General features: G+C 68.4%; 28 protein-coding genes. 12 read left to right on the plus strand and 16 right to left on the minus strand.

The window, feature by feature from the left end; all coding sequences use genetic code 11:
- The 4 genes from G6N66_RS09805 to G6N66_RS09820 all read right to left on the minus strand — a co-directional run bounded on the left by G6N66_RS09805 (position 1) and on the right by G6N66_RS09820 (position 3,813).
- Positions 1-795: a lysophospholipid acyltransferase family protein gene (locus G6N66_RS09805; protein WP_085231611.1), complete on the minus strand. Its 795-nt coding sequence runs from the start codon at positions 793-795 to the stop codon at positions 1-3.
- 17 nt (positions 796-812) lie between these two features.
- Positions 813-2,198, minus strand: coding sequence for a WS/DGAT/MGAT family O-acyltransferase (locus G6N66_RS09810; RefSeq protein ID WP_085231610.1), 1,386 nt, complete (start codon positions 2,196-2,198; stop codon positions 813-815).
- 204 nt (positions 2,199-2,402) lie between these two features.
- Entirely contained in the window at positions 2,403-2,966 is a 564-nt protein-coding gene (locus G6N66_RS09815) for a TetR family transcriptional regulator (protein WP_085231609.1), read from the minus strand.
- A gap of 61 nt (positions 2,967-3,027) precedes the next feature.
- Positions 3,028-3,813: an MBL fold metallo-hydrolase gene (locus tag G6N66_RS09820; protein WP_085231701.1), complete on the minus strand. Its 786-nt coding sequence runs from the start codon at positions 3,811-3,813 to the stop codon at positions 3,028-3,030.
- Between the two features lie 96 nt (positions 3,814-3,909).
- Here G6N66_RS09820 and G6N66_RS09825 point away from each other — a divergent pair, with 96 nt between their 5' ends.
- Entirely contained in the window at positions 3,910-5,043 is a 1,134-nt protein-coding gene (locus tag G6N66_RS09825; protein ID WP_085231700.1) for an acyl-CoA dehydrogenase family protein, read from the plus strand.
- A gap of 20 nt (positions 5,044-5,063) precedes the next feature.
- Here the strand turns inward: G6N66_RS09825 and G6N66_RS09830 are convergent, their stop codons facing one another.
- On the minus strand, positions 5,064-6,620 hold the full coding sequence (locus G6N66_RS09830) for a long-chain-fatty-acid--CoA ligase (protein ID WP_085231608.1): 1,557 nt from the start codon (positions 6,618-6,620) through the stop codon (positions 5,064-5,066).
- 27 nt (positions 6,621-6,647) lie between these two features.
- Positions 6,648-7,676 carry a nitronate monooxygenase gene (locus tag G6N66_RS09835; protein ID WP_085231607.1) on the minus strand — a complete coding sequence of 343 codons (1,029 nt, stop codon included), beginning with the start codon at positions 7,674-7,676 and terminating at the stop codon, positions 6,648-6,650.
- A 109-nt stretch (positions 7,677-7,785) separates the two neighbouring features.
- On the opposite strand from G6N66_RS09835, the gene G6N66_RS09840 reads away from it, so the two are divergent.
- Entirely contained in the window at positions 7,786-8,583 is a 798-nt protein-coding gene (locus G6N66_RS09840; RefSeq protein WP_179968340.1) for an SDR family NAD(P)-dependent oxidoreductase, read from the plus strand.
- A 17-nt stretch (positions 8,584-8,600) separates the two neighbouring features.
- The gene (locus G6N66_RS09845) at positions 8,601-9,536 is read left to right on the plus strand and encodes a catalase family peroxidase (RefSeq protein WP_085231606.1); all 936 of its coding nucleotides are present in this window, start codon (positions 8,601-8,603) and stop codon (positions 9,534-9,536) included.
- Between the two features lie 16 nt (positions 9,537-9,552).
- Here G6N66_RS09845 and G6N66_RS09850 read toward each other — a convergent pair whose 3' ends face one another.
- Positions 9,553-10,641 carry a glutamate--cysteine ligase 2 gene (locus tag G6N66_RS09850; RefSeq protein ID WP_085231605.1) on the minus strand — a complete coding sequence of 363 codons (1,089 nt, stop codon included), beginning with the start codon at positions 10,639-10,641 and terminating at the stop codon, positions 9,553-9,555.
- Positions 10,642-10,657: 16 nt separating this feature from the next.
- Entirely contained in the window at positions 10,658-11,080 is a 423-nt protein-coding gene (locus G6N66_RS09855; protein ID WP_139825074.1) for an anti-sigma factor antagonist, read from the minus strand.
- A 157-nt stretch (positions 11,081-11,237) separates the two neighbouring features.
- Here G6N66_RS09855 and G6N66_RS09860 point away from each other — a divergent pair, with 157 nt between their 5' ends.
- Entirely contained in the window at positions 11,238-11,831 is a 594-nt protein-coding gene (locus G6N66_RS09860) for a TetR/AcrR family transcriptional regulator (RefSeq protein WP_085231603.1), read from the plus strand.
- Here G6N66_RS09860 and G6N66_RS09865 read toward each other — a convergent pair whose 3' ends face one another.
- Together G6N66_RS09865 and G6N66_RS09870 are read right to left on the minus strand one after the other, a co-directional pair.
- Positions 11,832-12,485 carry a DedA family protein gene (locus tag G6N66_RS09865; RefSeq protein WP_085231602.1) on the minus strand — a complete coding sequence of 218 codons (654 nt, stop codon included), beginning with the start codon at positions 12,483-12,485 and terminating at the stop codon, positions 11,832-11,834. It lies immediately after the preceding gene.
- The gene (locus G6N66_RS09870) at positions 12,482-13,285 is read right to left on the minus strand and encodes an SGNH/GDSL hydrolase family protein (protein ID WP_372515832.1); all 804 of its coding nucleotides are present in this window, start codon (positions 13,283-13,285) and stop codon (positions 12,482-12,484) included. The genes G6N66_RS09865 and G6N66_RS09870 overlap by 4 nt, the downstream gene beginning before the upstream one ends.
- Positions 13,286-13,355: 70 nt before the next feature.
- Here G6N66_RS09870 and G6N66_RS09875 point away from each other — a divergent pair, with 70 nt between their 5' ends.
- The 3 genes from G6N66_RS09875 (at position 13,356) to G6N66_RS09885 (ending at position 16,242) form a co-directional block, all read left to right on the plus strand.
- Entirely contained in the window at positions 13,356-14,984 is a 1,629-nt protein-coding gene (locus G6N66_RS09875; RefSeq protein WP_085231601.1) for an acyl-CoA synthetase, read from the plus strand.
- A 97-nt stretch (positions 14,985-15,081) separates the two neighbouring features.
- Positions 15,082-15,465 (plus strand): PE family protein, encoded by a 384-nt coding sequence (locus tag G6N66_RS09880; RefSeq protein WP_085231600.1) that lies wholly within the window; start codon positions 15,082-15,084, stop codon positions 15,463-15,465.
- A 21-nt stretch (positions 15,466-15,486) separates the two neighbouring features.
- Positions 15,487-16,242 carry an IclR family transcriptional regulator gene (locus G6N66_RS09885; RefSeq protein ID WP_085231599.1) on the plus strand — a complete coding sequence of 252 codons (756 nt, stop codon included), beginning with the start codon at positions 15,487-15,489 and terminating at the stop codon, positions 16,240-16,242.
- On the opposite strand, the gene G6N66_RS09890 is transcribed toward G6N66_RS09885, so the two are convergent.
- Genes G6N66_RS09890 through G6N66_RS09910 form a run of 5 tightly spaced genes read right to left on the minus strand, consistent with a single transcriptional unit; the run spans position 16,230 to position 19,783 of the window.
- On the minus strand, positions 16,230-16,958 hold the full coding sequence (locus G6N66_RS09890) for a class II aldolase/adducin family protein (protein ID WP_085231598.1): 729 nt from the start codon (positions 16,956-16,958) through the stop codon (positions 16,230-16,232). The two genes, G6N66_RS09885 and G6N66_RS09890, sit on opposite strands and share 13 nt — an antisense overlap.
- A complete protein-coding gene (gene hcaB, locus G6N66_RS09895) occupies positions 16,955-17,743 on the minus strand; it encodes a 3-(cis-5,6-dihydroxycyclohexa-1,3-dien-1-yl)propanoate dehydrogenase (RefSeq protein WP_085231597.1) in 789 nt (262 codons plus the stop codon). Before hcaB ends, G6N66_RS09890 begins: the two co-directional genes overlap by 4 nt.
- Positions 17,740-17,979 (minus strand): dihydrodiol dehydrogenase, encoded by a 240-nt coding sequence (locus tag G6N66_RS09900; protein ID WP_085231596.1) that lies wholly within the window; start codon positions 17,977-17,979, stop codon positions 17,740-17,742. The genes hcaB and G6N66_RS09900 overlap by 4 nt, the downstream gene beginning before the upstream one ends.
- On the minus strand, positions 17,976-18,494 hold the full coding sequence (locus G6N66_RS09905) for a 3-phenylpropionate/cinnamic acid dioxygenase subunit beta (protein ID WP_085231595.1): 519 nt from the start codon (positions 18,492-18,494) through the stop codon (positions 17,976-17,978). Before G6N66_RS09905 ends, G6N66_RS09900 begins: the two co-directional genes overlap by 4 nt.
- Positions 18,491-19,783, minus strand: a complete 1,293-nt coding sequence (locus tag G6N66_RS09910) for an aromatic ring-hydroxylating dioxygenase subunit alpha (protein WP_232079486.1) — start codon at positions 19,781-19,783, stop codon at positions 18,491-18,493. The genes G6N66_RS09905 and G6N66_RS09910 overlap by 4 nt, the downstream gene beginning before the upstream one ends.
- Before the next feature lie 273 nt (positions 19,784-20,056).
- On the opposite strand from G6N66_RS09910, the gene G6N66_RS09915 reads away from it, so the two are divergent.
- Positions 20,057-21,031, plus strand: coding sequence for a Rieske 2Fe-2S domain-containing protein (locus tag G6N66_RS09915; protein WP_085231593.1), 975 nt, complete (start codon positions 20,057-20,059; stop codon positions 21,029-21,031).
- Positions 21,028-21,513, plus strand: coding sequence for a hemerythrin domain-containing protein (locus G6N66_RS09920; RefSeq protein WP_085231592.1), 486 nt, complete (start codon positions 21,028-21,030; stop codon positions 21,511-21,513). Before G6N66_RS09915 ends, G6N66_RS09920 begins: the two co-directional genes overlap by 4 nt.
- 6 nt (positions 21,514-21,519) lie before the next feature.
- Here G6N66_RS09920 and G6N66_RS09925 read toward each other — a convergent pair whose 3' ends face one another.
- Complete coding sequence (locus G6N66_RS09925; RefSeq protein WP_085231591.1) at positions 21,520-21,879, minus strand: hypothetical protein; 360 nt, start codon at positions 21,877-21,879, stop codon at positions 21,520-21,522.
- 60 nt (positions 21,880-21,939) lie between these two features.
- Here G6N66_RS09925 and pcaH point away from each other — a divergent pair, with 60 nt between their 5' ends.
- Genes pcaH through G6N66_RS09940 form a run of 3 tightly spaced genes read left to right on the plus strand, consistent with a single transcriptional unit; the run spans position 21,940 to position 24,487 of the window.
- Positions 21,940-22,698 carry a protocatechuate 3,4-dioxygenase subunit beta gene (gene pcaH, locus G6N66_RS09930; RefSeq protein ID WP_085231590.1) on the plus strand — a complete coding sequence of 253 codons (759 nt, stop codon included), beginning with the start codon at positions 21,940-21,942 and terminating at the stop codon, positions 22,696-22,698.
- On the plus strand, positions 22,695-23,258 hold the full coding sequence (gene pcaG / locus G6N66_RS09935) for a protocatechuate 3,4-dioxygenase subunit alpha (RefSeq protein ID WP_085231589.1): 564 nt from the start codon (positions 22,695-22,697) through the stop codon (positions 23,256-23,258). Before pcaH ends, pcaG begins: the two co-directional genes overlap by 4 nt.
- Positions 23,255-24,487, plus strand: coding sequence for a lyase family protein (locus tag G6N66_RS09940; protein WP_085231588.1), 1,233 nt, complete (start codon positions 23,255-23,257; stop codon positions 24,485-24,487). Before pcaG ends, G6N66_RS09940 begins: the two co-directional genes overlap by 4 nt.
- Positions 24,488-24,559 lie beyond the last annotated feature (72 nt).

Consider the following 24,559-nt stretch of genomic DNA (forward strand, 5'->3'; position numbering starts at 1 on the left):
TCAGCCCAGCACCGGGAATCGGCGCTTTGCCGCAAGCTCGTCGATCCCGGCCTGCATCACCTCGCGCACGTAGGCGTCGACCTCGGCGATGTCGGGGTTCTTGCCGAACTTCTTGCGGATGTCGATCGGCTCGAGGACCCGCGTCACGATCTTCGCCGGCAGCGGCAGATTCGGCGGCAGCACGAAAAGGCTTACGCCGAACGGAAAGCCGAATGTCACCGGCATGATCTTGTTCCGCACCAGCCGAGAGATGGGCCCCAGTTGCCGCGCCAACCAGGTGCCGCGGGTGAGGAACAGCTGGGTCTCCTGCCCGCCGACGGAAACCATGGGAACGATCGGCACCCCGGCCTCGATCGCCGCGCGGACATACCCCTTGCGGCCGCCGAAGTCGATGACGTTCTGGGTGAGCGTCGGCCGGTAGGCGTCGTAGTCGCCGCCGGGGAACACCACCACGATGCCGTCGCTGCGCAGTGCGCTGGCCGCATTGTCGTGGTTGGCCGGGATGAAGCCGATCCGCCTCAGGAAACTCCCGACCGGCCCAATCATGATCATGTCGTGGCTGAGCGTGTAGATCGGTCGGTCATACCCGTGCGTGGCGTACCAGTCGGCGGCGAAGATCGGCACGTCGACGGCCATCTGACCGCCGGAGTGGTTGGAGACCACCAGCGCGCCGCCCGCCGGCACGTTGTCCAGTCCGTGCACCTCGGAGCGAAAGTATCGCTTGAGCACGGGCCGGATCGTTCCCATCACGCGTTCGGTGAGGATCGGGTCCCACTTCTCGATCTCGTTGGTCATGGCGTCCTTTCGGTCTGTTAGGCCACGTCGGCTTGGTATGTCGCATAAACGCCTGCGGCAGAGGCGATCTCAGCGAACTGACGCAACAGCTCGTCGGTGACCTCGTGGGCGTCGCTCACCGTCAGCGCGTCGGCGAGAACGGAGATGTTCATCTGGTCGGCGTAGCTCCACACGGTGATGTTCAGGCCGGTACCGGCAACCAGCGGACCCACCGAGTAGAACTCCGCGATCGTTGCGCCGGCGACGTGCACGCGTTCGCGTGGCCCCGGCACATTGGACACGACCAAGTTCTGCATTTTCAGGTGGGCGTTCGTGCGCGCCATCAGGGCGCTGAGCTTGCGGACCATCAGCGGGGGCAGGTAGGCGAACCAGCGGGTCAACAGCTCCGGTCCCAGCAGGGTGTGCAGTTGCTTGGCGCTGACGGCGGCCTCGTGGCTCCGCTTCACGCGGTGCAAGGGCTCGTCGAGATCGGCGGGCAGGGCGACGGCCATCTGGGTGAAGTTGTTGCCGGCCGATCTGCCCGGCGTCGCGTCGAGGCACACCGGCACCATCGCCACGAGCGGAGCGTCGGAGTGGCCGTCGTAACGCAGCCGCAGTTCCCGGGCCGCCCCGGCGGCCATCGCGAGCACCAGATCATTGATCGTGCAACCCAATTCGCGGGTGATCTGCTTGGCGTCGGCGAACGGCACGCCGGCCGTGGCGAACCGGCGCTGCGTGGTGAGCCGGTGATTCGTGAAGGCCCGGGGGACCTTGACGGCTGTCCGGTTGCGGCGGCTGCGGGTGACCCGGTGTATCCCGGCCACGGTGTAGCGCAAAAGGCTTGGCAATTCGGCGATTTGGCGGACGTGATCGCGGATGGCCGTCCAGAGCAGTTGGGTCCTGGACGGGTGGGTGTCGCATTCGACGCCGGCGGGTACACCTTCCGGCTTGTCGGGTTTCTCCAAGGCGCCGGCGAGCAGATTGGCCGACGCGACGCCGTCGGCGAGGGCGTGGTGGATCTTGGTGACCACGGCCAACCGGCCGTCGGCCAGGCCGTCGATCACGTAGATCTCCCACAGCGGTCGGGTCCGGTCCAGCGGTTGCTCGATCAGCTTGGCGATGGCGTCATCGAGTTCGCGGCGCCCGCCCGGGGCCGGCAGCCGCAGCGGTCGCACGTGGTAGTCGAGGTCGACCGGGCAGTTCTCCCGCCACATGGGGCGGTGGAAGCCGTAGGGCGTGTCGACGAGCACGCGCCGCAGGGGTTCGAATCGGTGCAGGCGTTGCTGCACCACCCGGCGGGCCGCCTGCACCGAGAATTCGCCGGCGCCCGGGGCCTCGAGGATGGCCACCTTGACGGTGTGCATCGGCACGTTGGCGGCCTCGCTGAACAGCATCATCGCGTCCGAACCGGTAAGTCGTTGCATGCTGCGACCCTTCGCAGAAGAAGTTCTGGATCCGCCGTCGCGGCCGTCGATGCCCGCGCCAGCAACACCCCCGAAAATTTCCCTTACCCCGTTACCCGGCTGAGTGGGGCCGCGTTGCCCGGCACGTCAGCGAGTCAGGCCTAGGCTACGACAAAAAATAGACGAGTGTCCAGACATGTGACCAGACGCACGTTGTGGCCGGAGTCACAGGATCCGGCGCACCGCCATCTCGAGTTGCTCGGCGATGTCGGCGCGGGAGATCAGGCCGGTCCCGACGAGCACCATCGCGCCCGCGTAGAAGACCTCAAGCAGCCCAACCGTCTCCGCGTCGGCGTCGTCGCCGGCCGCCGTGGAGATGAGATAGTGCGTGCGCCTGGCGATCTTGCCCCGGATCAATTCCACGTCCGGGTCGGAACTGTTGATCACCACGCGCAAGGCATCGGCGAGGGCGGGCTCGTCGGCAACGAGGAACGCCAGGCGTCGCAGCACGGCGATGACCCGGGTCTTTACGTCGGTGGAGTGGCTCTCCGGCGGTTGCTCGGTCGCCAGTCGACGCCAGTACACCTCAGCGATCAGATGGTCTTTGGACGAGAAATAGGTGTAGGCGGTCGCCCGCGCCGTGCCGGCCCGCGCCGCGACGGCCTGCAACGTCAGATCGTGGTAGCCCACCTCGCGCAACACTTCGACCGTGGCTCGGCTCAGCCGCAGCACCGTGTCCGCGCGCTTGCCGCTCAGGCGGCGACGGGTGGACTCAACAGCCTCGGGCATGCGTCAAGACGCTACCGCAAGTGGTATTGGACACGCTACTGGACGGTAGTCCAGACGCATGTCATTTTCCCGCGCAATCGATCCACTCGCCGTGGGGGGCGACCCGCAGCACGCCGCTGATCCCGGCCTGGTCGAACGCCTCGGTGAACTCCTCGACGCCTTCGCTGAAGTGCGCCCAGCCGTCGACGTGCGCCGGGATGACCACCGCGGCGCCGAGCAGTTCGGCGGCGGCGGCCGCGCGCGCCGAGGTCAGCGTCAGCGGCCGACCGCGTTCCTTGGTCGGCACGCTCGCCGCCCCCGCGAACAGCACCGCGATGTCGACGCGACCCACGCGGTCGGCCACCTCCTTGACCGCGGCCATCGACGCGTTGTCGCCGCTGAGGTACACGGTGGGCAGATCGGGCCCGGACAGCACGAAGCCAGCCACTTCGCAGTTCACGTGACCGCTGCCGTCGCGTTGCCCGTCGGCCGGGCCGTGCACCGCCGGAACGGCTTGCACGACAAGCGATCCCGGGCCTTGATAGGACTCCCACGGCCGCAACCCCACGGCCGGCGGACCCAGCCGGCCCGCGGCACCGGGATGGGTGAGCACCAGCGGTGCGGCCAGGGCGAACCGGCGACCGTCGTCGTCGAGGTTGTCGGGGTGCTGGTCGTGGCTGATCAGCACCGCGTCCACCGGTCCCAGCGCGTCGGCGCTCACGGCGGGGCCTGCCGTCTTGGTCAGGTAGGCGTGCACACCGGGCGGATCGAAGGTGGGGTCCATCACGATCCGAAGCCCGGCGATGTCGACGACCGTGGTCGGACCGCCCAACACGGCGATCGCGCACTCGCGCCGCCGGGCATCCACTCGCGCGTTCATGTCCGCCAGTATTGCTCGTTGACTTTCTGGACACCTGTCCGAAATGATGACGCCGTGACCGATGTACTGGACCGAGCCCGTGGCATGCGCAAACTGGTGCGCGACGAGGCGGCGGAATCGGAGCGGCTGCGCACGCTCTCGCCGGCGATCGTGGACGAGATGTGGGCCAGCGGCCTGATGTCCGCCTTCAACCCCGCGGAGGCCGGCGGCGTCGAACCCTCGTTCGCCGAGATGATCGAGACCTGGCTCGAAATGGCTTGGCAGGACGGCTCTTTCGGCTGGATCGGGATCGCCAACCTGCCGTCGACGTTCGCCGCCGCGAGCTATCTTCCCGAGCAGGGCTTCGCCGAGGTGTTCACGGCGCACGACAACCACGTCACCATCGGCGGCCAGTATTTTCCCAACGGCCAGGGGACGGCGGTTGACGGCGGCTACCGACTGACCGGGGCGTGGAGTTTTGGATCCGGCACCGGCCACTCGGCGTACGTCGCGGCGGGCTTTCTGCCGATGGATGACGGCGAGATGCGCTGGATCGCCGAGGGCATTCCCGACATGCGGGTGGCGTTCCTGCCGCGCGAGGAGGTCGTCTTCACCGACGGCTGGCATGTGCAGGGGCTCAAGGGCACCGGCTCGTATGACTACAACGTCGCCGACGTGTTCGTGCCGGAATACCGGACCATCCCGCTGTTCACCCGCGAGCCGCTGCGCGGATCCTCGCCGGCCGGGCGGATGGGTCTGATGCCGGTGACGGCCGCCGGTCACGCCGCGTTCGCGTTGGGGGTGGCCAAGAGCATGCTCGACGACGTCGAGGAGCTCGCGGCCACCAAGGTGCGGATGAGCGACATGGCGACGCTGGCCAGCCGGCAGACCTTCCAAAAGGGTCTGGCCCATCACGTCGCGGCCTGGCGGGCCGCGCGTCTGCTGGTGCTCGACGCCTTCACCACGGCCGAGGCCGCGGTGGCCGCGGGCAACGAGCTGACGCCGCGGCTGCGGGCCGACATGCGGGTGGCCGCGGTGTACGCCACCGACACGGCCCGCGAGTGCGCCGAGTGGGCCCACCTGGCGGCCGGCACCACGGCGATCCGGGAAGGCAGCCGCCTCGAGCGCGGGTTCCGCGACATCTACACCGGCACCCAGCACGCGTTCATCAGCGAGAAGGTGGCGATGGACGTCGCCCAGATCTGGCTGGGCATCATCGACGACCAGTTCGGGCTGTGAGGCCGTTGGGGTTGTGAGGCTCAGACGTTGCGCGCGCGGTCCTGCCAATAGGGTTGGCGCAGCTCGGTTTTCAGTATTTTTCCACTCGCGTTGCGCGGGAGCGCCGGGGCGAAATCCACGGTGCGGGGACACTTGTAGCCGGCCAGGTGTCGGCGGCAGAACTCGATGATGTCGTCGGCGTCGACCTCGGTGTCGGCGACGACGATGGCCTTGACCGATTCGCCCCAAAAGTCGTCGGGGACACCGATGACCGCGGCGTCGGTGATGGCGGGGTGCTCCATGAGCACGCTCTCCACCTCGGGTCCGTACACGTTCTCGCCGCCGGTGATGATCATGTCCTTCAGCCGGTCCTCGATGTAGAGGTAGCCGTCGGCGTCCACCCGCCCGATGTCGCCGGTGCGCAGCCAATCGTCGTCGGTGATGGTTTCTTTCGTTGCCTCCGGGCGATTCAGATAGCCGCTCATGCGCTGGTTGCTGCGCACCCAGATCTCACCCGGCTCGCCGACGGGCAGCTGCTCGCCGGACTCGGGGTCGACGATCCGAATTTCGTTTCCCGGGAAGGCCTTTCCCACCGACAGCAGCAAGTGCGGCCGGGTGGCATCGCGATGCTCGCCGGGTTCCAACGCGGTGATTCCCCCGGACAGCTCGGTCTGCCCGTACACCTGGATAAAGTTCATCTCGGGCCACGCCTCAAGTGCCTTTTGCAGCAACGGCATTGGCATCGGCGCCGCGCCGTACACCAGGTAGCGCAGCCCCGAAATCGATTTGATCGCCGCGTCGCCGGCGTCTAAAAACCGGGCGATCACCGGGGGCACGAAGAACGCGTGCGTGGCACCGGCCTGGATGGCGCCGATCAGTGTCGCCGCGTCGGGTTCGCGCGTCAGAAACGTGGGCGCCCCGGCCATGATGCCGAAAAACGCGTAGGCGACGCCGCCCACGTGAAATAGCGGCATGGCCACAAGATTCGCGTCCCCGTCTTCGAACGGAAACGGCGGGGCCATGTTCACGATGTGGTTGACCAGCGCGCGCTGGCTCAGCACGACGCCCTTGGGCCGACCGGTGGTGCCCGAGCTGTAGATCACCAGGGCGGTGGCGTGGTCATCGACATCCGGGTCGGCCGCAGCGGGTGTGGCTGCGGCGAGCCAGGATTCGTACTCGTCACGCTGACCGCCCACCACCACGATGCGCTGCACGCCGGGAAGCTGCGCCCTGATCCGCTCGACGGTGGGCGCGAATTCGGCGCCCACGAACAGCAGCCGCACGTCGCTGTCGTTGAGCACGTGGACGAGTTCCTCGCCGGTCATCCGCCAATTGGGGATGGTGGTCACCGCGCCGATCGACACCGCGGCGATCAAATTCTCCAGGCAGCCCGGGTGATTCTTATCCAGAAACGCCACACACTGGCCGCGCCGCACGCCGGCGGCGCGCAGGGCACCGGCGGCCTGGCGAATCCGCGCCGCCCATTGTTCCCACGTCCAGTGGCGATTACCGTAGTGAATCGCGACGTCGTCGGGCCGATGTTGTTCGTGATGCTCGATGAAGCCGACGAGCGTCTGCGTGGTGTGGGCCTGCGGCATGTGCCTAGTCAATCATCCCCGGGACCGTCAGCCTTTCGACGCCAACGACGTCAGGATTTCGCCCGCGGGCGCGTCGGCGGCATGCCGGTACCCGGTGCCGGCCCACAGGTTGATTCGCTCCGGGTCGCCGGCCGCGGCGGCGGCCTTGCGGATGGGGCTCGTCAGGAAATGGATCGCCGGATAGCCTTCGGGCGCCACCGCCGTGTAGCGGTCGGTGAAGACGTTCGCCAGCCCCCGCGCCGGACGACCGGTGAAGGCGCGGGTGAGCAGGGTCGGCCGGCGGTGGGGATCGGCGAGCGCGGCGCGGTAGGGGGCCGACGTTCCGCTTTCCTTGCTGCGCAGCAGAACCGTGCCGACCGCGACCGCGAGGGCGCCGGCGCCGAGGGCGGCGGCGACGTCGTCGGGGGTGCCGATCCCGCCGGCGCCGATCATCGGCAGGGAGGTGGCCGCGCCGATCTCCCGCAGCAGCTGGGGCAGGGGGATTTCGGCAGGCAACCGATCGGGGGTCAGGATGCCGGAGTGACCGCCGGCGGCCGCGGCCTGCACCACCAGCACGTCGACGTCCTGCTCCGCGGCCAGGCGTGCCTCGGCGGCCGACGTGACGGTCTGGCCGACCACGCTGCCGACGTTCTTCAGCGCGCCGATCACCTTCGGCTCGGGGATCCCGAAGGTGAAGGTGACCACCGGGACCGGGTCGGCCAGCAGCAGCTCGACCTTCTGCTGCCAGTAGTCGTCGTTCTCGGTGACGGGGACCTTGGCCAGGTCGACCTCGTAGCGGTCGGCCTCCGGCCGCATCTGGTCGCGGTAGGTGTCGTAGGCGTCCGGATCGACGGGCACCGGGTTCGGGGCGAACAGGTTGACCCCGAAAGGCACGCCCGCGGAACGCAGTTCGGCCATCTGGTCGGCCAGGGCGTCGGGCGTCTTGTAGCCGCCGCCCAGGAAGCCGAAGCTGCCGGCGCGTGCGGCGGCCACCACCAGCTCGGGTGTGCTGGGGCCACCCGCCATGGGCGCCGCCAGCACGGGGTTCGTCACTCCCAGGTCGGTCAGTGGGCTCATGCGTGCGCGTGCCTCCGTCGAGTCTGCGGTGAGAGCGGAATTTCGCTCAATTATTCGCTCTCACCGCAGTCTCGACGCCGCCGTGGGCAGGCAAGTGCCGTATGCCACCATGACTGCCATGGTCAACGCCGATCGCGCCCGCTCCCGCACCTTCGTCGTCACCGGGGCGGCGTCCGGTATCGGCCTGGCCACCGCGCAGCGCCTGTTGGCCGAGGGTGGCACCGTCGTCGGCGCCGACCGTGCCGCCGCGCCCGAGCTGGGCCCAAATTTTCATTTCGTGACCGCCGACGTCACCGACGAGGCGGCGATCGCCGCGGTATTCGCCGCCGTGCCCGGGCGCCTCGACGGTGTCTTCCACGCCGCCGGCGTGGCCGGTGGCGGCCCCGTCCATCTGCTCGACCGCTCTGAATGGGACCGGGTGATCGGCATCAACCTCACCGGCACGTTCCTGGTGGTCAAGGCGGCCCTGGCCAAGATGATCGAGCAGGACCGCGTCGACGGTGAGCGGGGCTCGATCGTGACCGTCGCGAGCATCGAGGGCCTGGAAGGCACGGCGGGCGGCAGCTCGTACAACGCCGCCAAGGGTGGTGTGGTGCTGCTGACCAAGAACATCGCGCTCGACTACGGGCCGAGCGGCATCCGCGCCAACGCCATCTGCCCCGGATTCATCGAAACACCAATGGCGCAAGACGTTTTCGGGCTGCCGGGAATGGAGGGCCCGCTGGCCTCCATCACCGAGGAGCACGCCCTGCAACGGCTCGGCCGGCCCGAGGAAGTCGCGGCGGTGGCGGCCTTCCTGTTGTCCACCGACGCGTCGTTCGTCAGCGGTCAGGCGATCGCCGTCGACGGCGGCTACACCGCCGGTCGCGATCACGGTGTCGTCAAACTCTTCGGCTTTCCGCAATGACCTTCTAGGATTCGCGAATGGCTGTGACTCCCGACGACGCGATCAAGGCAATCCGAGGTAGCGGCGGCGCACAGCCGGGCTATCGCGCGCTGCATGCAAAAGGCACCCTGTATCACGGCAGGTTCACCGCGAGCCCCGAGGCGGCCACGCTTTCGCGCGCCAAGCATCTGGATGGCTCGTCGGTGCCGGCGCTGTTTCGCTTCTCCAACGGGGCGGGCAACCCCAAGCAGCCCGACAACGTGCCCGGGGTGCGGGGGCTGGCGGTGAAGTTGACCCTGCCCGACGGGTCGACGACGGACGTGTCGACGCAGACGGCCAGGCTGTTCGTCTCCAGCACGCCGGACGGATTCATCGACCTGCTCAAGGCGATGCGGCCCGGCCCGGCCATGCCGCTGCGCATGGCCGCCTACGCTGCGACGCATCCGAAGCTGCTGGGCGCGCTGCCCGTTCTGCGCGATGCCAACCGGGTCCCGGCGAGCTACGCCACCGTCGAATATCACGGGCTGCACGCGTTCCGCTGGGTCGCCGCCGACGGCAGCGCCCGCTTCGTCCGCTATCACCTGCACCCGGTCGCGGGGGAGGACTTCCTGTCGGGCGGTGCCGCCAAGGGCCGAGACCCGGACTTTCTGCACCACGAGCTGAACACCCGCCTGGCCGGCGGGCCGGTGCGGTTCGACTTCCGCGTCCAGATCGCCGGGCCGAACGACTCGACGGTCGACCCGTCGGCGCCCTGGCGCAGCACCGAGACGGTCACCGTCGGCAACTTCGAGATCACCGGCATCGACACTGAACGCGAGCACGACGGCGACATCGTGGTGTTCGACCCGATGCGGGTGACCGACGGCATCGAACCGTCCGACGACAAGGTGCTGCACTTCCGCACGTTCGCGTATTCGGCGTCGGTGAAGCTGCGTTCCGGTGTGGATCGCGGCGCCGAAGCGCCGCCGGCCTGACCAGAGCCGCCGCGAGTCAGCTCAGGGTGGCGGCGGCGGCTGCCTCGATGACGTCCGTCGCCTCGCCGCGCTTGCGCCACGCCTTGAGCTGTCGCATCGCCCCGTTGCCCTGCGCCGTGACGCGGTCGAGTTCGGCGACCACCCGGTCGTGCTCGCCCAGCGCGTCCAACGCCGGACGCACCCGTCGCACCAGGGCGCCCAGCTGCTCCCGCGTCGGCACCGCCCCGCGACCGTCGACCAAATCCAATGTGCGCCCGGACAATCCGTCATGGGCGGCCTTCCAGTACGCTGCACGCAGCGCGGCGGGTGGCAGCCGGTCGACGCCGGCGCCCCGCTCGTCGAGCGCCGTCATCACCGCGGCCCGGATCAGCGTGGCGAGCAACACCGTTTCGGCGACCGTCGCCGGCACATCGGCCACCCGTACCTCGACGGTCGGCAAGCTCGCCGACGGGCGCACGTCCCAATAGATCATGTCCGGGTCCAGGATCACCCCGGTGCCGACCAGCATCCGCACCGTGCGGTCGTACTCTTCGGGCGTGGTGAAGAACGGTGGCGGCCCCGCGGCCGGCCAGCGTCGCCACAGCACGCTGCGCCAGCTCGCATAGCCACTGTTGGCGTTGCGGTAGATCGCTGAATTCGCAGACAGCGCAAGCAAACTCGGTAACCACGGCCGCAACCAGTTGCTGGCCTGGATGGCGGCGGCGCGGTCGGGCACCTGCACGTGCACGTGGCATCCGCAGATGCCTTGCTCGTGCGCGATCATCCCGAACTGCTCGCCGATGCGCCGATACCGGTCGGTGTCGGTGACCGGGAACTGGTGCGGCGTGACCGGTGGAAGCCCGAGGGCGAGCAACCGAACGCCGGCGGTCTCGGCGGCTTGCGCGGCGCCGCGCCGCAGCCTGCGGAGTTCCCCGGTGAGCTCGGCACTGGTCGCGGCCACGCTCGAGGTGGTTTCAACCTGACAACTGCTGAGTTCCAATTGCAGTGTGATGCCGTGGGTTTCGGCCTGCGCCGCCACCTCGGCGTTGCATGGAGCGGGTTCGTTGGTCTGCGGGTCGAGGAGGAGGAACTCCTCTTCCACACCGACGGTCGGAGGATCGCTCACGCGACCCCCGGTTTCGTCACGCGGCGAGGGCGGCGTCCACGGTCGGGTACATCGGAAGCATCGGGGTGAGCCCACACGCTTTCACGACGCGCGCGACCATCGGGTCGTGGCTTACCAGACGCAGTTCGACGCCGCGCCCGCGGCAACGTTCCGCCTCCTCGGCCAGTGCGGCGAACGCGCAGCAGCCCATGAAGTCAAGGCCGGAGACGTCGATGACGAGCGGTCCGGGCGCGGCAACGCCGGCGGCCGCCTCGTCGAGCAGTCGGCGCCACGCGTGCTCGTTGCAGGCGTCGACCTCGCCGCCGGCGTAAACGATGACGGACGGGCCGTTGCGATCGGTGGTGGCCCGCAGCGTGCTGTTGGGGTCACCGAGCTCGTAGACCAGCCGCGTGCTGAGCATGAGAGGGGACGAAAACGGTTCGGCTGTGGCTAAGCGCATGGTGGACTCCCTAATCAACCGGCGTGTTCGATGCCGGGATGGATGCCCGTCCTGTTGTCTAAAGACAGACTTTCCGCAAACTGCGGAATCTCATTTCTATAACAAGACAGGGCGGTCTGTCTATATATCGCGTCCTATGAGTATCGTGAGGATCGCTATGACTAGCGTCGACGCCATCGCGACGCCCGCGATGCCGCCTCGCGAGCGAATCCTGACTGCCGCATACGACCTGTTCAGCAGGCGTGGGATCCGCGCGGTCGGCACCGACGAGGTGATCGAGCGGGCGGGGGTGGCCAAGGCCACCCTGTACCGCCATTTCGCGACGAAGAACGACTTGGTGCTGGCCGTGCTGCAGCGCCACGAGCAACTCTGGACGCGTGGGCTCGTCGAGGCCCAGTCACACCTGCGCGGCAACACCCCCGAGGAGCGCTTGCTGGCGATCTTCGACGTCTTACACGACTGGTTTCAAAGCCGCGACGGTTTCGAGGGCTGCTCGTTCATCAACGTGTTGTTCGAGTTGGGAGCCGATCATCCGGCCGGGCAGGCCAGCATCGGGCACATCGACAACGTCCGCAACATCGTGCGCCAGCGCGCGGAGGAAGCCGGGCTGCACGACGTCGAAGGCTTCGCCTCGTCCTGGCACATCCTGATGAAGGGCGCCATCGTACTGGCGGCGGTGGGCGATTTGGACGCGGCCCTGCGCGCCCAAAAGATGGCCAGGGCGCTGATCGATCAGCACCGACCCGCGTAGCTACGCCGCGTCGGCGGCCTTGCGGTTGTGCTCGGCCTCGAGCTCGGCGATCGCGCGGGATGTGCGTTCCCGCAACAGGATCGCGGCCGTGGCACCGACCACGACGGCGATGACGAGCGCGATCCAGGAGAACCGTTCCATCCAGCGTTCGGCGGCGATTCCGGCGAAGTAGACCAGGGCCGTGGTGCCGCCCGCCCAGCAGATCCCCCCGGACACGTTGGCGGCCAGGAACCGCCTGTAGGGCATCTTCAGGGCGCCGGCCAGCGGTCCGGCAAAGATCCGCAGCAGCGCGATGAAGCGACCGAAGAACACCGCGCGAACACCCCACCGGTTGAACAGGCGCTCGGCCAGCGCGACGTGTCCGGGGCCGAAGTGTTTCGGGAACCGTTGGCCGAGCCGGTCGAAGAGCGGCATGCCGAACCGGCGACCGATCGTGTAGCCGATCGAGTCGCCGATCACCGCGCCGATCACGGCGGCCACTCCGACGCCGATCGGGTTGACGGCCAGGTCGTGGTGCGACGACATCAGCGCCGCGCTGACCAGCACGATCTCCCCGGGAAGGGGAACGCCGAGGCTTTCGATGCCCACCACGCCGCCGACCACGAGGTAGACGGCCAGGGGCGGGATGGACTGCAGCAGGGCCTCGATATTCATGGCTTAAGGATGCCTGACCGGACGCTGAGGGGCTCCAACACCGGACGCTTGGGCACTCGCCCGTCGGCCGAGGACTTGCCACGCAGGCGCCGCCACACCCACGGCATGAACTTTTCTTGCGCCCAGCGCACTTGTCCGTAGGTGCGCGCGTTGAACGACAGCCGGGTGGTGCTGCCGCGAGCCACGGCCCAATCATGGTTGCTGCCAGGCAAATTGAGCGCCTCGGCGGCCGCGGCGGCGAACAGCATGTGCCCCTTGGGGGATGCGTGCACGCGGTCGATGTCCCAGGTGTCCAGATTGCGCATCGACGGCGCGTTGTAGAGGTCGACCAGCCCGAAGTCGTAGCGCTGGGCGGCCGACCTGATCGCGTTGTTGATGCGGGCGAGCCGCCCGGAAACCAGCCTGCCCATCGGGAGGAATTGCGCGACGTTCGGGAAGGTGGCGGTGACCACCGTCGCGCCCGATTCGGCGAGCGCGGCGTAGATCCGCTCGAGATCGGCCAGCGCCGGGCCGAACGATCGTCCCGGCTGGATCACATCGTTCATCCCGATGCACACGGTGATCAGATCCGGTCGCATCGCCAGCGCCGGCGGCACCTGCTCCCGCAGCACGTGACGCACCAACTTGCCGCGAATCGCCAGGTTGGCGTACTCCAGGCCCGGATAGATCGAATCGACCATGGCGGCGAGGCGGTCGGCGAATCCGAGCAGGCCGACGGTGTCGTCACCGTCCCACAGGCCCTCGGTCTGGCTGTCACCGATGGCTACATACCGCGTGTATCGGCGGTATCCGTCGCGCACGATCCTGAGACTAACCGCCAACCCGCCCGCTGCGTTGTAGCGTGGCCCTGGCTCGACCGGAGGAGAGTGCATGGAGTTCAACCTGGCGCAGATTTTCGCGGCGGTGGCGGCGGCCAACCCCGATCGGGACTGCATCGTGTTCGGGGACCGGCGATTCAGTTTCGCCCAGACCGACGAGCGCGCCCGCCGATTCGCCCGGGCGCTGCACACCTGGGGGCTCGGCGCGCGGCGTGAACGCTCGCAGTTGGCGCCGCACGAGTCGGGTCAGAGTCATCTCGCGCTGTACCTGGCGAACTGCAACGAGTATCTCGAAGGGATGCTGGGCGCCTACAAGGCCCGCGTTGCCCCGTTCAACGTCAACTATCGCTACGTCGCCGAAGAGCTGGTGTACCTGCTCGGCAACGCCGGCGCGGACGCGGTCGCGTATCACGCCCGGTTCGCCCCGACGCTGGCGCAAGCGTTGGAGAAGCTGCCGCCGATGCGGCTGATCCACGTCGACGACGGGTCGGGAAACGAGCCGCTGCCGGGCGCGGTGCGCTTCGAGGAGCTGCTGGCTTCCGTGTCCGACGAGCCGCTCGACCTCGCGCTGTCGCCCGACGACCTCTACGTGCTCTACACCGGTGGCACCACCGGGATGCCCAAGGCGGTGCTGTGGCGCCAGCACGACATCTACATGAACACCATGGGCGGGCGGATGACCGGCGAGATGGTGGGCAGCCTCGAGGAGATCGTCGAGCGGTCGCTGCCGCCGGGGCCGGGGTCGATGACGGTCGCGCCGCTCATGCACGGCGCCGCCCAGTGGGCCGCCTTCATGACGCTGTGCAGCGGACGACCGTTCGTGATGCCGGCGACCACGACGCATTTCGATCCGGCCGAGGCCCTGGCGTTGGCCAGCCGCGAACGGGTGCTGTCGCTCTCGATGGTCGGCGACGCGTTCGGGCGCCCGCTCCTGGACGAACTCGCCTCCGGCGACTACGACCTGTCCGGGCTGTTCGTCCTGGTGACCGGTGGTGCCGCGCTGACCGCCCCGCTCAAGGAGCGGTTCGTCGAGTTGCTGCCGCAGCTGACGATCCTGGACGCCGGCGGTTCGTCGGAATCCGGGGCGCAGATGGTCCAGGCGTCGTCCCGCGCGCAGCACGTATCCGGGCGGTTCGCCCCCAACCCGGGGGCGGTGGTGGTCAGCGAGGACATGACCCGGGTCCTGTCGCCCGGCGACGACGAGATCGGTTGGCTGGCCCAGCAGGCCCTGATCCCGCTGGGCTACCTCGGCGACGCGGACAAGACCGCGCGGACATTCCCGGTGATCGACGGGATCCGGCACTCGGTGCCGGGGGACCGGGCGCGTTGGGACGCCGACGGCCAGATCGAGCTGCTGGGCCGGGATTCGGTGACCATCAACTCCGGCGGCGAGAAGATCTTCGCCGAAGAGGTCGAGGCCGCCATCGCCGAGCATCCCGCGGTCTACGACGTGGTGGTCACGGGCCGGCCCAGCGCCAAGTGGGGAAACGAGGTCGTCGCGATCGTTCAGCTCGCCGACGGTCAGCGGGTCGACGCCGACGACATCATCGCCGAGGCCGCCCGTCACATCGCGCGCTACAAACTGCCCAAAGACGTCGTCTTCTGCGAGCGGGTGCAGCGGTCACCGTCGGGCAAGGCCGATTACCGCTGGGCCAAAGCACAAGCGGCTGAGCGTCTCTGACCCGCGACACCTGGGCGTGTAACGGCGGGCGGTCGACATCCGATATTGACGTGTACCCCGTCGTCACTGATGGCGGTGACCTACAGAGAGGTTGCACATGTCATTCGTGAATGCGGTGCCCCAAGCGCTGACCGCGGCGGCCGGGAACTTGGCGGGCATCGGCTCTGCGCTCGCCGCGGCCAATACGGCCGCGGCGGCCCCGACGGCGGGAATCGAGGCCATTGCCGCGGATGCCGTGTCGGCGGCTTTGGTCGCGGTTTTCAGCGCGCACGGGCTCGGATACCAGTCGTTGGGCGCCGAGCTGGCGGAACTGCACGAGCAAATCGTGCAGGCGCTGCGCTCGGGTGGGGCGTCGTACGCGGCCGCCGAGGCCGAGAACGCGGCGCTGGTCCGCGACGCGGTGGAGGCGGCCGAAGCTCCAGCCCAGACACTTTTGGGGCATCCGCTGCTCGGCCACGGCGGTGAAGGCCAGCCCGGGTAGTCCGGAGGTACCGTCACTGGCATGGCGCCGCAGTATCCGATCGAGTCGGTCGATAATGCGCTCAAGTTGCTGTTGCTGCTGGGCGAACAGCCGCAGATCCGGTTGAGCGAGGCGACCCGCTACCTGGGTGTGGCATCGTCGACCGCGCACCGGCTGCTGGCGATGTTGGCCTACCGCGGGTTCGTCCGGCAGGACCCGGTGTCGAAGGCGTACCTGCCCGGTCCCGCGCTCACCGGCGTGGCGTTCGCGATATTCGGCCGCATCGATGTCCCCGCGACCGCCCTGCCGGTGATGCGCAGCCTCAGCGAACGCCTGCGCGAGTCGATTCACGTCGGGACGCTCGACGGCGCCAACGTCCGTTTCGTCGCGGCGGTGGAGGGCCCGGCCGCGGTCCGGGTCGCCTCCCGGCTGGGCCGCATCATGCCGGCGCACTGCACCTCGACGGGCAAGGCCATGCTGGCCCAGTTGTCATCCCCGGAGCTGCATCAGCTGCTGCCGGACGAGAAGCTTGCGCGCATCACCGCGCACTCGATCGCCAGCCGCACCGAATTGGAAGCCGAGCTTTCGGCGATCCAGGACCGGGGTTACGCCGTCAACCGCGAAGAGAGCGAGGAAGGCGTTGCCTCGGTTGCGGTTCCGATACCCACCCGTGCTCCCGGTCTGCGGCTCGCGCTCAACGCCGCGGCTCCGTGCAACCGGTTGGACGACTCTCAGTACCCCGCGGTGGCCGCCGCACTCATCAAGGCGGCCAAGGAGATTGGTGATCAACTGAGCTGATCGAGCCGCGCCAGCTCGTGCCGCCAGGCGGCGTCGGCGGTGAACGCGGGCCCCAGATCCGGCAGGTCGTCCCAGTCGGCGTCGTCGATGTCGCGCAGGGTGCCGCCGGCCGCTCGCACTTGCAACGACATCCGCGCCAGCGCGTCGAGGCTGATCGCCTGCAGCACGGCTTGCTGAATGCTGTTGGCGGCGCTGGTGATTCCGTGGCCGCGCAGGATCACCACCGGGGCATCTCGCATGGCCGCCACCATTTCCTTGCCCAGCCCCGCATTTCGGATCAGCACGGCGCGCCGGTAGACCGGCACGCCGCGGCGCGCAAGCCAGGCGCCGGGGATGTCGTAGGCGCCGTAGATGGGTCGGATCGTGATGCCGGCCAGATCGGCGGCGACGACGGCGGGCGGGTGCAGATGCGCGACCGCCCGGTGGTCCGGATTGGCCCGCATGGTCTCGACGTGGATGGGCAACTCGTTGGGCACCCGGTAGCCGTCGAGTTCGCCGTCGGCGCCGGCGCTGCCGTCGAATCTGATCAGTCGGATGTCGCTGGGACGGGTGAACGCCACGCCCGTGTCGGTGTCGCTGCGGCAGCGGACGAGTAGGTGGTCGTCGTCGACACGCAGGCTCAGGTGGCCCAGGATGCCGTCCACCAGCCCGCGCGCGGCGGCGACCCGGCAGCCCTGGGCGACGAGGGTGCGCTGCTCGTCGAGACGGTCGGTCATGTGCCCAGACCGAATCCGCCGTCGGGATGGACGGTTTCGCCGGTGATGCCGCGGGACCGGTCGGACGCGAGGAACACGAAAGACCACGCGTGGTCTGCGCCGGTGAGGGCGACGTTGAGCGGGGTGCGCGCCGCCATGTCGCGCGCCCGGTTGGGCGTGTCGTCGAGGCGGACCTGGTCGAGACCCAGGCTCGCCAGGCCACGCAATTCGGTGTTGAGGGTGCCGCCGGGCGCCACCCCGTTGACGCGAATGTCAGGTGCCAGCTCGTGCGCCAGTGCGGAAACCAGTCCGCGTACGGCGAACTTCGACGACACGTAGAGCACGCCTCCGCGTCCGGGATGGTACGACGACGTGGATTCGGTGAGCACGATCGACGATCCGGCGCCGGCCCGCAGCGATGGCGCCGCGGCTTTGACCGATTGCAGATGGCTGAGCACGTTGGTGCGAAACATCTCGTCGAACGCGGTGGCCAGATCGTCGGCCTTGATGTCGTCGACGCCGTGGTAGAAGTCGAAGACCCCGACGCAGTTCACCAGCGTGTCCAGACCACCGTAGGAGTCCACCGCGACCTTGACCGCGTGCTCGTTGGCCTCCCGGGTGACGGCATCCCCTTCGATCACCGGGACGCCGGGCAACTCTTCGCGCAGCTTGTCGCATTTGGCCCGATCACGTTCCAGCACAGCGATTCTCGCGCCCTCGGCGCGAAAGGCATCGATGACGGCCCGTCCGATCCCGGATCCGCCACCCACGACCAGGGCGCGCTTGCCGCGCAGCCAGTCGGTCATGGCTCTGGCTCTGTTTCGGGGTCCGGCAGCAGCGGGCCCTGCGAGTTGCCGACCATGGCCGTCAGCGTACGGGTGTTCTGCCGGGTCAGTGCTTCGACCTCGAGCGCGTCCAGGCTGATCCACTGTCCGGTGCGCGGCGCGGTGATCAGCAGCCGGGACCCGTTGCGGGTGTCCACCCGGCGCACCTGCACTTCGGCGAATTCGTTTGCGATGGTGATGGGTTCGTCGTCACTCATAGGAACACCGCCAGGTTTTGCATGCGCAGCACCGCCTCGTCGGCGATGATGTTGCGCCGGGCCAACTTCCAGCCATCGCCGCACCAGCGCAGCAGGTCTTGGCGGCCGCAGGACACCAGCGCACTCTCGTTCACATCGCCGCGGCTGCGGAACAGCAACTCGGCCGACTCGACTTCGAGGCGCTCGTCGTCGTCGGTGGCGAAGGTGCGCACGTTGGTGACGAAGTGGCGCAGCCGCGACGGCGGGTCCTCGGTCCAGGCGTGCTCGGTGGCGAACCGCGCGACACGCTGGCTCAGCGAGTACTTGTCCTCGTCGAAGTGCGCCATCCCGGGGGAGCTACCGAACCCGGCACCGCGGGCGGTGGTGACGCGCACCGGCATGACGTAGCGGATGTCGTCGGTCAACGTGTCCAGCCACGACTCGTAGTATTGCGCGTCCAGCAGGTAGGCCTCGTCGACCAGGAACTGATGCGCCTGCAGGTGTCGAGTGTCGTTAAACGGCAACGGTTTTCTCATGCCGTCGACTCCAGGTAGTCCGCCCACAGCTTGAGGAACTCGCGCTGGTTGTGCTCGTTGTAGCCGACCTGCGCGCGGCCCGGCCCGTGGAAGGCGTCGGCCGGCAGCGCCTCGATCACCGGACGGTCGTCGGACAGCAGGCCCATCCGGCTGTTTAGCAGTAGCCGTCGCGCCATCGAGCCACCGGCGGTGGTGGTCAACGACACCCAGTTTTCCACGTCGTCCTGTTCGAACATGCCGGTCGACCCGAAGCACATCAAATACGCCTTGTACGAGTCCTTCTTGTACTGCTCGGGTGCGCTCGCGTCGACGGCGAACCACGAGCACACCTCGGTCTCGTTGGCACTGATGGGCTGCCACAGCCGGATCGAGATGAACGGCAGGACTTGATCATCCCGATCGCGCACCTTCGGCCAGTTGTGCACGAAGCTCAGGTTGGGAAAACAGGTGGCGGCCGAGATCATGAACCCGTCCTCGCCGACGACCCGCTGTTGTTGCGGCGTCCAGGCGTCCTTGATCCGGGCGACCATCGCGTCGGGGTAGCCGACGTAGCGCATCCGCTCCTCGAAGCCGCCCGGCGGCAGCTTGTAGGTCGTGCCGCCGCCGCGATGCGCCCAATAGGTGGCGCCGTCCTTGCGCTTCTGCGCCTTTGGCTCGCGGAACAGGCCGATGTCGACGATCGAGGCATGGGTGTGCGGCGTGTGGTACATGTCGCCGGCGAAGTTCTCCGCGCCGATCTTCCAGTTCGCCTTGATCCGCCAGCGTTGCGGCCCCCGCAGCTCCACGCCCTGGGCGCTCTGTTTGGTGTAGAAGTCCAGATAAAACCGAAAGTCGCCGAGGTATTCGTCCAGCGGCACGGCACCGGGGTCCATGTTGATGAACAACAGACCGTTGTAACTCGCGAAATTCGGTGCGGGCAGCAGGGTTTGGCTGTTTTTTCCGAATCCCTCGTCGCCTCCGTAGGCTTCGCGGTGGAACGGAAGCCCGGTGAGCCGGCCGTCGTTGCGGTATGACCAGCCGTGGTAAGGGCAGCGAAAGTTGGAGGCGTTGCCCATCTCCGCGCGGCAGACCTGCATCCCGCGGTGCAGGCACATATTGAATAACGCCCGTACATCTCCGTTCGAATCGCGCGTGATGATGAAGGAATCGTCGAGCACCCGGCGCACGACATAGTCGCCGTCCTGCGGAATCTCGGATTCGTGGCCCACGAACATCCACGCCCGGCCGAACAGCCGCTCCCGCTCGCGTGCGAACAGTTCGGCGTCGTTGTAGATGTGCGCGGGAATCATCCCCCGCCGCACATTCTGGAACAGCTCTGGTGCCGGACCCACGCTCATATTCTGCTTTACAGAATCAACTTCTGGCTAGTAGAAAGGGCGATTCATCGTTTGCACAGTGGTCTTTGTGCAAACTCACAGCCCGCTCCCAAAGATGCCCCTTGCGCCGCGGATACCGTGGGTGACGTTGAACCTCAGCGCGGGTAAGCGCGCGACCAAACCGAGGGGTAATCGCAGAGTCGGCGGGTATCCGCTGACTTTGTGCTGCAGAGAGGATTTCGTGTGATGGCTGACCGGTCAGGGGGTGGTCGATTGCGGAAGCTTGGTCCGCAAGTGTTGTCCGCTATCGGGCGTCAGGAGTGGCTGGATCGGCCGAGCTATCGGCTGGAGCACATGCTCAGCTTCGTCTACAACGCGCTGGGGGGTGCGCGTAACACCGTCGCCAATGCGCTCAACGGCGTGTGGCTGGGGCACCCGGCACACCCGCCGCTGGCGTCACTGACGAGCGGGGCACTCGGCACGACGGTGGCCCTGGACGCCCTGAGCCTGCTGCCGGGCCGGCCCGCCACCGAGGTCCTCGACGCCTCGCGGTTTGCGTCTCGGTCCCTCGGGCTGGGGATCCTCGCGAGCGTCGGCTCGGCCGTCACCGGGGTCACCGATTGGCAGCACACGCACGAGGAAGACCGCCGCGTGGGACTGGTGCACGGCGTGATCAACCTGGTGGCGACCGGGCTGTACGCGGCGTCCTGGTGGGACCGGCGGCGCGGCCGCCACGGCCGCGGCATCGCGTTCACCGCGCTGGGCTACGGCATCACCTTGGCCGGCAGCTATCTGGGCGGCGCGTTGGTCTTCGAGTCGGGCATCGGCATCGACCAGTCCGGCGCGCGGTTGCGCACCAAAGAGTGGACGCCGGTGCTGCCGGCCAGCTCGCTGAACGGCAAGCCGGTGCGGGTCGAGGTGGACGGCGTCGGCCTGGTGGTGTGCCAGACCAAACCCGGCGAGGTGTCGGCCTTCGGTGAGTTCTGCCCGCACCTGGCGGCCCCGATGGCCGACGGCTGGGTCGACCGCGGACGGATCGTCTGCCCGTGGCACGGTTCGTGGTTCGAGGCCGAATCGGGGGACGTGCTGCGCGGGCCGGCGGCGGCCCCGCTGCCGTGCTACCAGGCCCGGTTGGTCGACGGAATGGTCGAGGTGCGGGGTGACGGACAGGGTGCGCCGCTCGACGGCGCGGTCGGGATCGGACGAGGGGGAGCCAAGTGAACGCCTACGACGTGCTCAAGGAACACCACATCGTGATCAAGGGGCTGGGCCGCAAGATCAGCGAGGCGCCGGTGAACAGCGAAGAGCGGCATGCGCTTTTCGACGAGCTGTTGATGGAACTCGACATCCACTTCCGCATCGAAGACGATCTGTATTACCCGGCCCTGGCGGCGGCCAGCAAGCTGATCGCGATCGCCCACGCCGAGCATCGCCAAGTGGTCGACCAGCTTTCGGTGTTGCTGAGAACCCCGCAGAGCGCGCCCGGGTACGAAGACGAGTGGAACTCCTTCAAGACCGTCCTGGAGGCGCACGCCGACGAGGAGGAGCGCGACCTGATTCCCGCGCCACCGGAGCTGAAGATCAGCGACGCGGAGATCGACGAGCTGGGCCAGAAGATGGCGGCCCGCATGGAGCAACTGCGCGGTTCCACCCTGCACAAGCTGCGGACCAAGGGCCGCGCGGCGCTGGTGCGCGCGCTGTAACAGACCTCAGCTGGTCACGTTCAGCGGAAGCGACGTCACGCCGGCGCCGCAGGTGACCACGAACACCCAACGGCCATCGGTGGGCAGTCGCACCTCGACGTTGAAAAACGCGAATCCGATTTCGCCGCCGGCCGCTGCTTCCGGCAGCTCGTACTCGATGGTGAGCGGTTCGGCATCGGTGGGCGGCATGATCTCGACGTCCACCTGGCGGACCGGGCTATCGGTCTCGCTCTGGGTGAGCAGCACCAGCATGAACTTGACTTGGCGATCCGGCCCGACCTTGAAACCGGACAGCACGCCACCCGACACGCAGAGTTTGTTATCCACCACCGACGCCGATTCGGCGAGGAAGGCCCCGGTAATCACAGCGCCGAAGCTACCGCGTCAGCCCGAGTACGCAAGGGGGGAGGGGGTACCGTCACGGTCGTGAGGGCCGCACCGGAGCGTGTCGCGTCGCAAGGCGAGATCAGCGCGGAGATCGCCGCCGTCGCAGCCCAATACCGGCGCACCGACGGCGCGGTGGGGCCGCGGCTCGATTACCCGCCCTATCGCGGCAGCGTGCTGCGTCATCCGAAATGCCTGCTGGTGACCGTCGACCCCGAGGAGGTCGAACGCTGCGCGCCGTGCTTCGGCCAGCAGGACGTCGACCCCCTCGACGCCGACCTGACCGCCGGCCACCGGGGCGAGCCGATCGGCGAGCGCGTCATCGTCACCGGGCGGGTCCTCGACGCTGCCGGCCGGCCGGTGGCGGGCCAGTTGGTCGAGATCTGGCAGGCCAACGCCGCCGGGCGCTACCGCCACCAGCTCGACCAGCACCCGGCCCCACTGGACCCGAACTTCACCGGCGCCGGCCGCTGCCTGACCGGGCCCGACGGCACCTACCGGTTTTTGACCGTCAAGCCCGGCCCCTACCCGTGGCGCAATCATCGCAACGCGTGGCGGCCGGCGCACATCCACTTCTCGGTCTTCGGAACGGCTTTCACGCAGCGACTGGTCACCCAGATGTACTTTCCCGGTGACCCGATGTTCGACCTGGATCCCATCTTCCAATCGATCCTGGACCCCGCGGCGCGGCAACGACTGATCGCGCGCTACGACCACGACCTCACCGAGCCGGAGTACGCGACCGGCTATCGATGGGACATCGTGCTGTCCGGCACGGGCCGAACCTGGACCGAGCCATGACCGAATTGGCTTGCACGCCAGGGCAAACCGTGGGGCCCTTCTTTGGCCTCGCGTTGCCGTACCCCGGCGGCAGCGAGCTGGCGGACCACGCCGATGCCGTCCGGCTACACGGCGTGGTGTATGACGGTGCCGGCGAACCGATCCCGGATGCGCTGGTCGAACTCTGGCAACCCGACAACGCCGGTCGCATCCCGCGCGCGGCCGGCGCGCTGCGCCGCGACCGCTGCGCCGGATTCACCGGATTCGGCCGGGCGGCAACCGATGTCGACGGGCATTACGGCTTCACCACGGTGACACCCGGCTCGGTGGGCGGGCGGGCGCCGTTCTTCGCGATCACCGTGTTCGCGCGGGGGCTGTTGGACCGGCTCTTCACCCGGGCCTACCTGCCCGAGGGTGACCTGGACGCCGATCCGCTGTTGGCGAGCATCCCCGCCGAACGGCGCGCCACCTTGGTGTGTGCCGCCGAAACTGCCTCGGGGCGGCCAGGTTACCGGTTCGACATCCACCTGCAGGGGCCGAACGAGACCGTGTTCCTGACCTACCGGGACGATCGGCGATGACCAACCTGTTGTGGCCTGGCGACCACCGCGCCGGCGAGCACATGACGGATCAGGCGCTGCTGCGGGCGATGGTCGCGGTGGAATCGGCGTGGTTGCGCGCCCTGTCCGCGGCCGGCCTGGCGTCCTCCGACGGCGCCGACGCCGACCTGTGGCAGTTGATGGGGGAGCGTGATTGCGAGCAGCTCGCCCTGACCGCCGAGGACGGGGCCAACCCGGTCATCGGGCTGGTCGCGCTGCTGCGCGAGCGCAGCGTCCCTGCGATCGGCCGGTGGATCCACCGGGGACTCACCAGCCAGGACGTCCTCGACACCGCCCTGATGCTTGGCGTGCGCGGCGTCGTGAACGAGCTGAGCGCGCAGCTTCGCGAACAGGTTTCGACGCTGTCGACGCTCGCGGCCACCCACCGCGCCACGCCCATGGTGGCCCGTACCCTCACCCAACACGCGGCGCCGACCACCTTCGGCGCCAAGGTTGCCGGCTGGTTGAACGGCATCGTCGACGCGTGCGAGCGACTCGGCGCGCTGCAAACCCCGGTCCAGATCGGCGGCGCGGCCGGAACCCGGTCGGCCATCACGGAATTGGTGACCCTGACCACGGGCGCAGCGGACCCGGCGGAACTTTCCGACGGTGTAATCGAAAGCACCGCAACGCTTTTGGGATTGCCCACCCGAGCGCCATGGCAGACGACGCGGACACCGGTCACCGCGGCCGCGGACGCGTTCGTCACATGCACCGACTGCTGGGGCCGGATCTCCACGGATGTCGTCACCCTGGCCCGCCCGGAGATCGCCGAACTCAGTGAACCCGTCACCGCGACCCGCGGTGGATCCTCCTCGATGCCGCACAAGCGCAATCCGGTGCTGTCCATCCTGATTCGGCGCGCCGCCATCTCGGCGCCGCAACTGGCCGCGACCCTGCACACCGCCGCCGCGCTGGCCAACGACGAACGCCCGGACGGCGCCTGGCATGCCGAGTGGGACACCCTGCGCACGCTGGCGCGGCGGACCTTGGTCGCGGGCTCGCAGTGCGGCGAACTGCTGGCCGGGCTGCGGGTGCATCCCGACATGATGGCCGAAAACCTCAGCCGCTCCGATGTTCTCGGTGAACAGCGCGTCATCGCCGACCTGGTCGGGACGACGCCGTCGGAAACCTACTTCGGCGCCGTCGACCGCCTGATCGACGAGAGCCTCGAACGCGCCCAACGGGTGCTCCATGCACCCCGCGAGTGACGTGCGTCACATCTGCGGGCCGGAAGTGATCAGAATCCACCCGGTGGTTCGCCGTAAGTGCGCGAAATGCCA

Origin of the sequence: Mycobacterium conspicuum, from assembly GCF_010730195.1 — a bacterium.
Taxonomy (GTDB): Bacteria; Actinomycetota; Actinomycetes; order Mycobacteriales; family Mycobacteriaceae; genus Mycobacterium; species Mycobacterium conspicuum.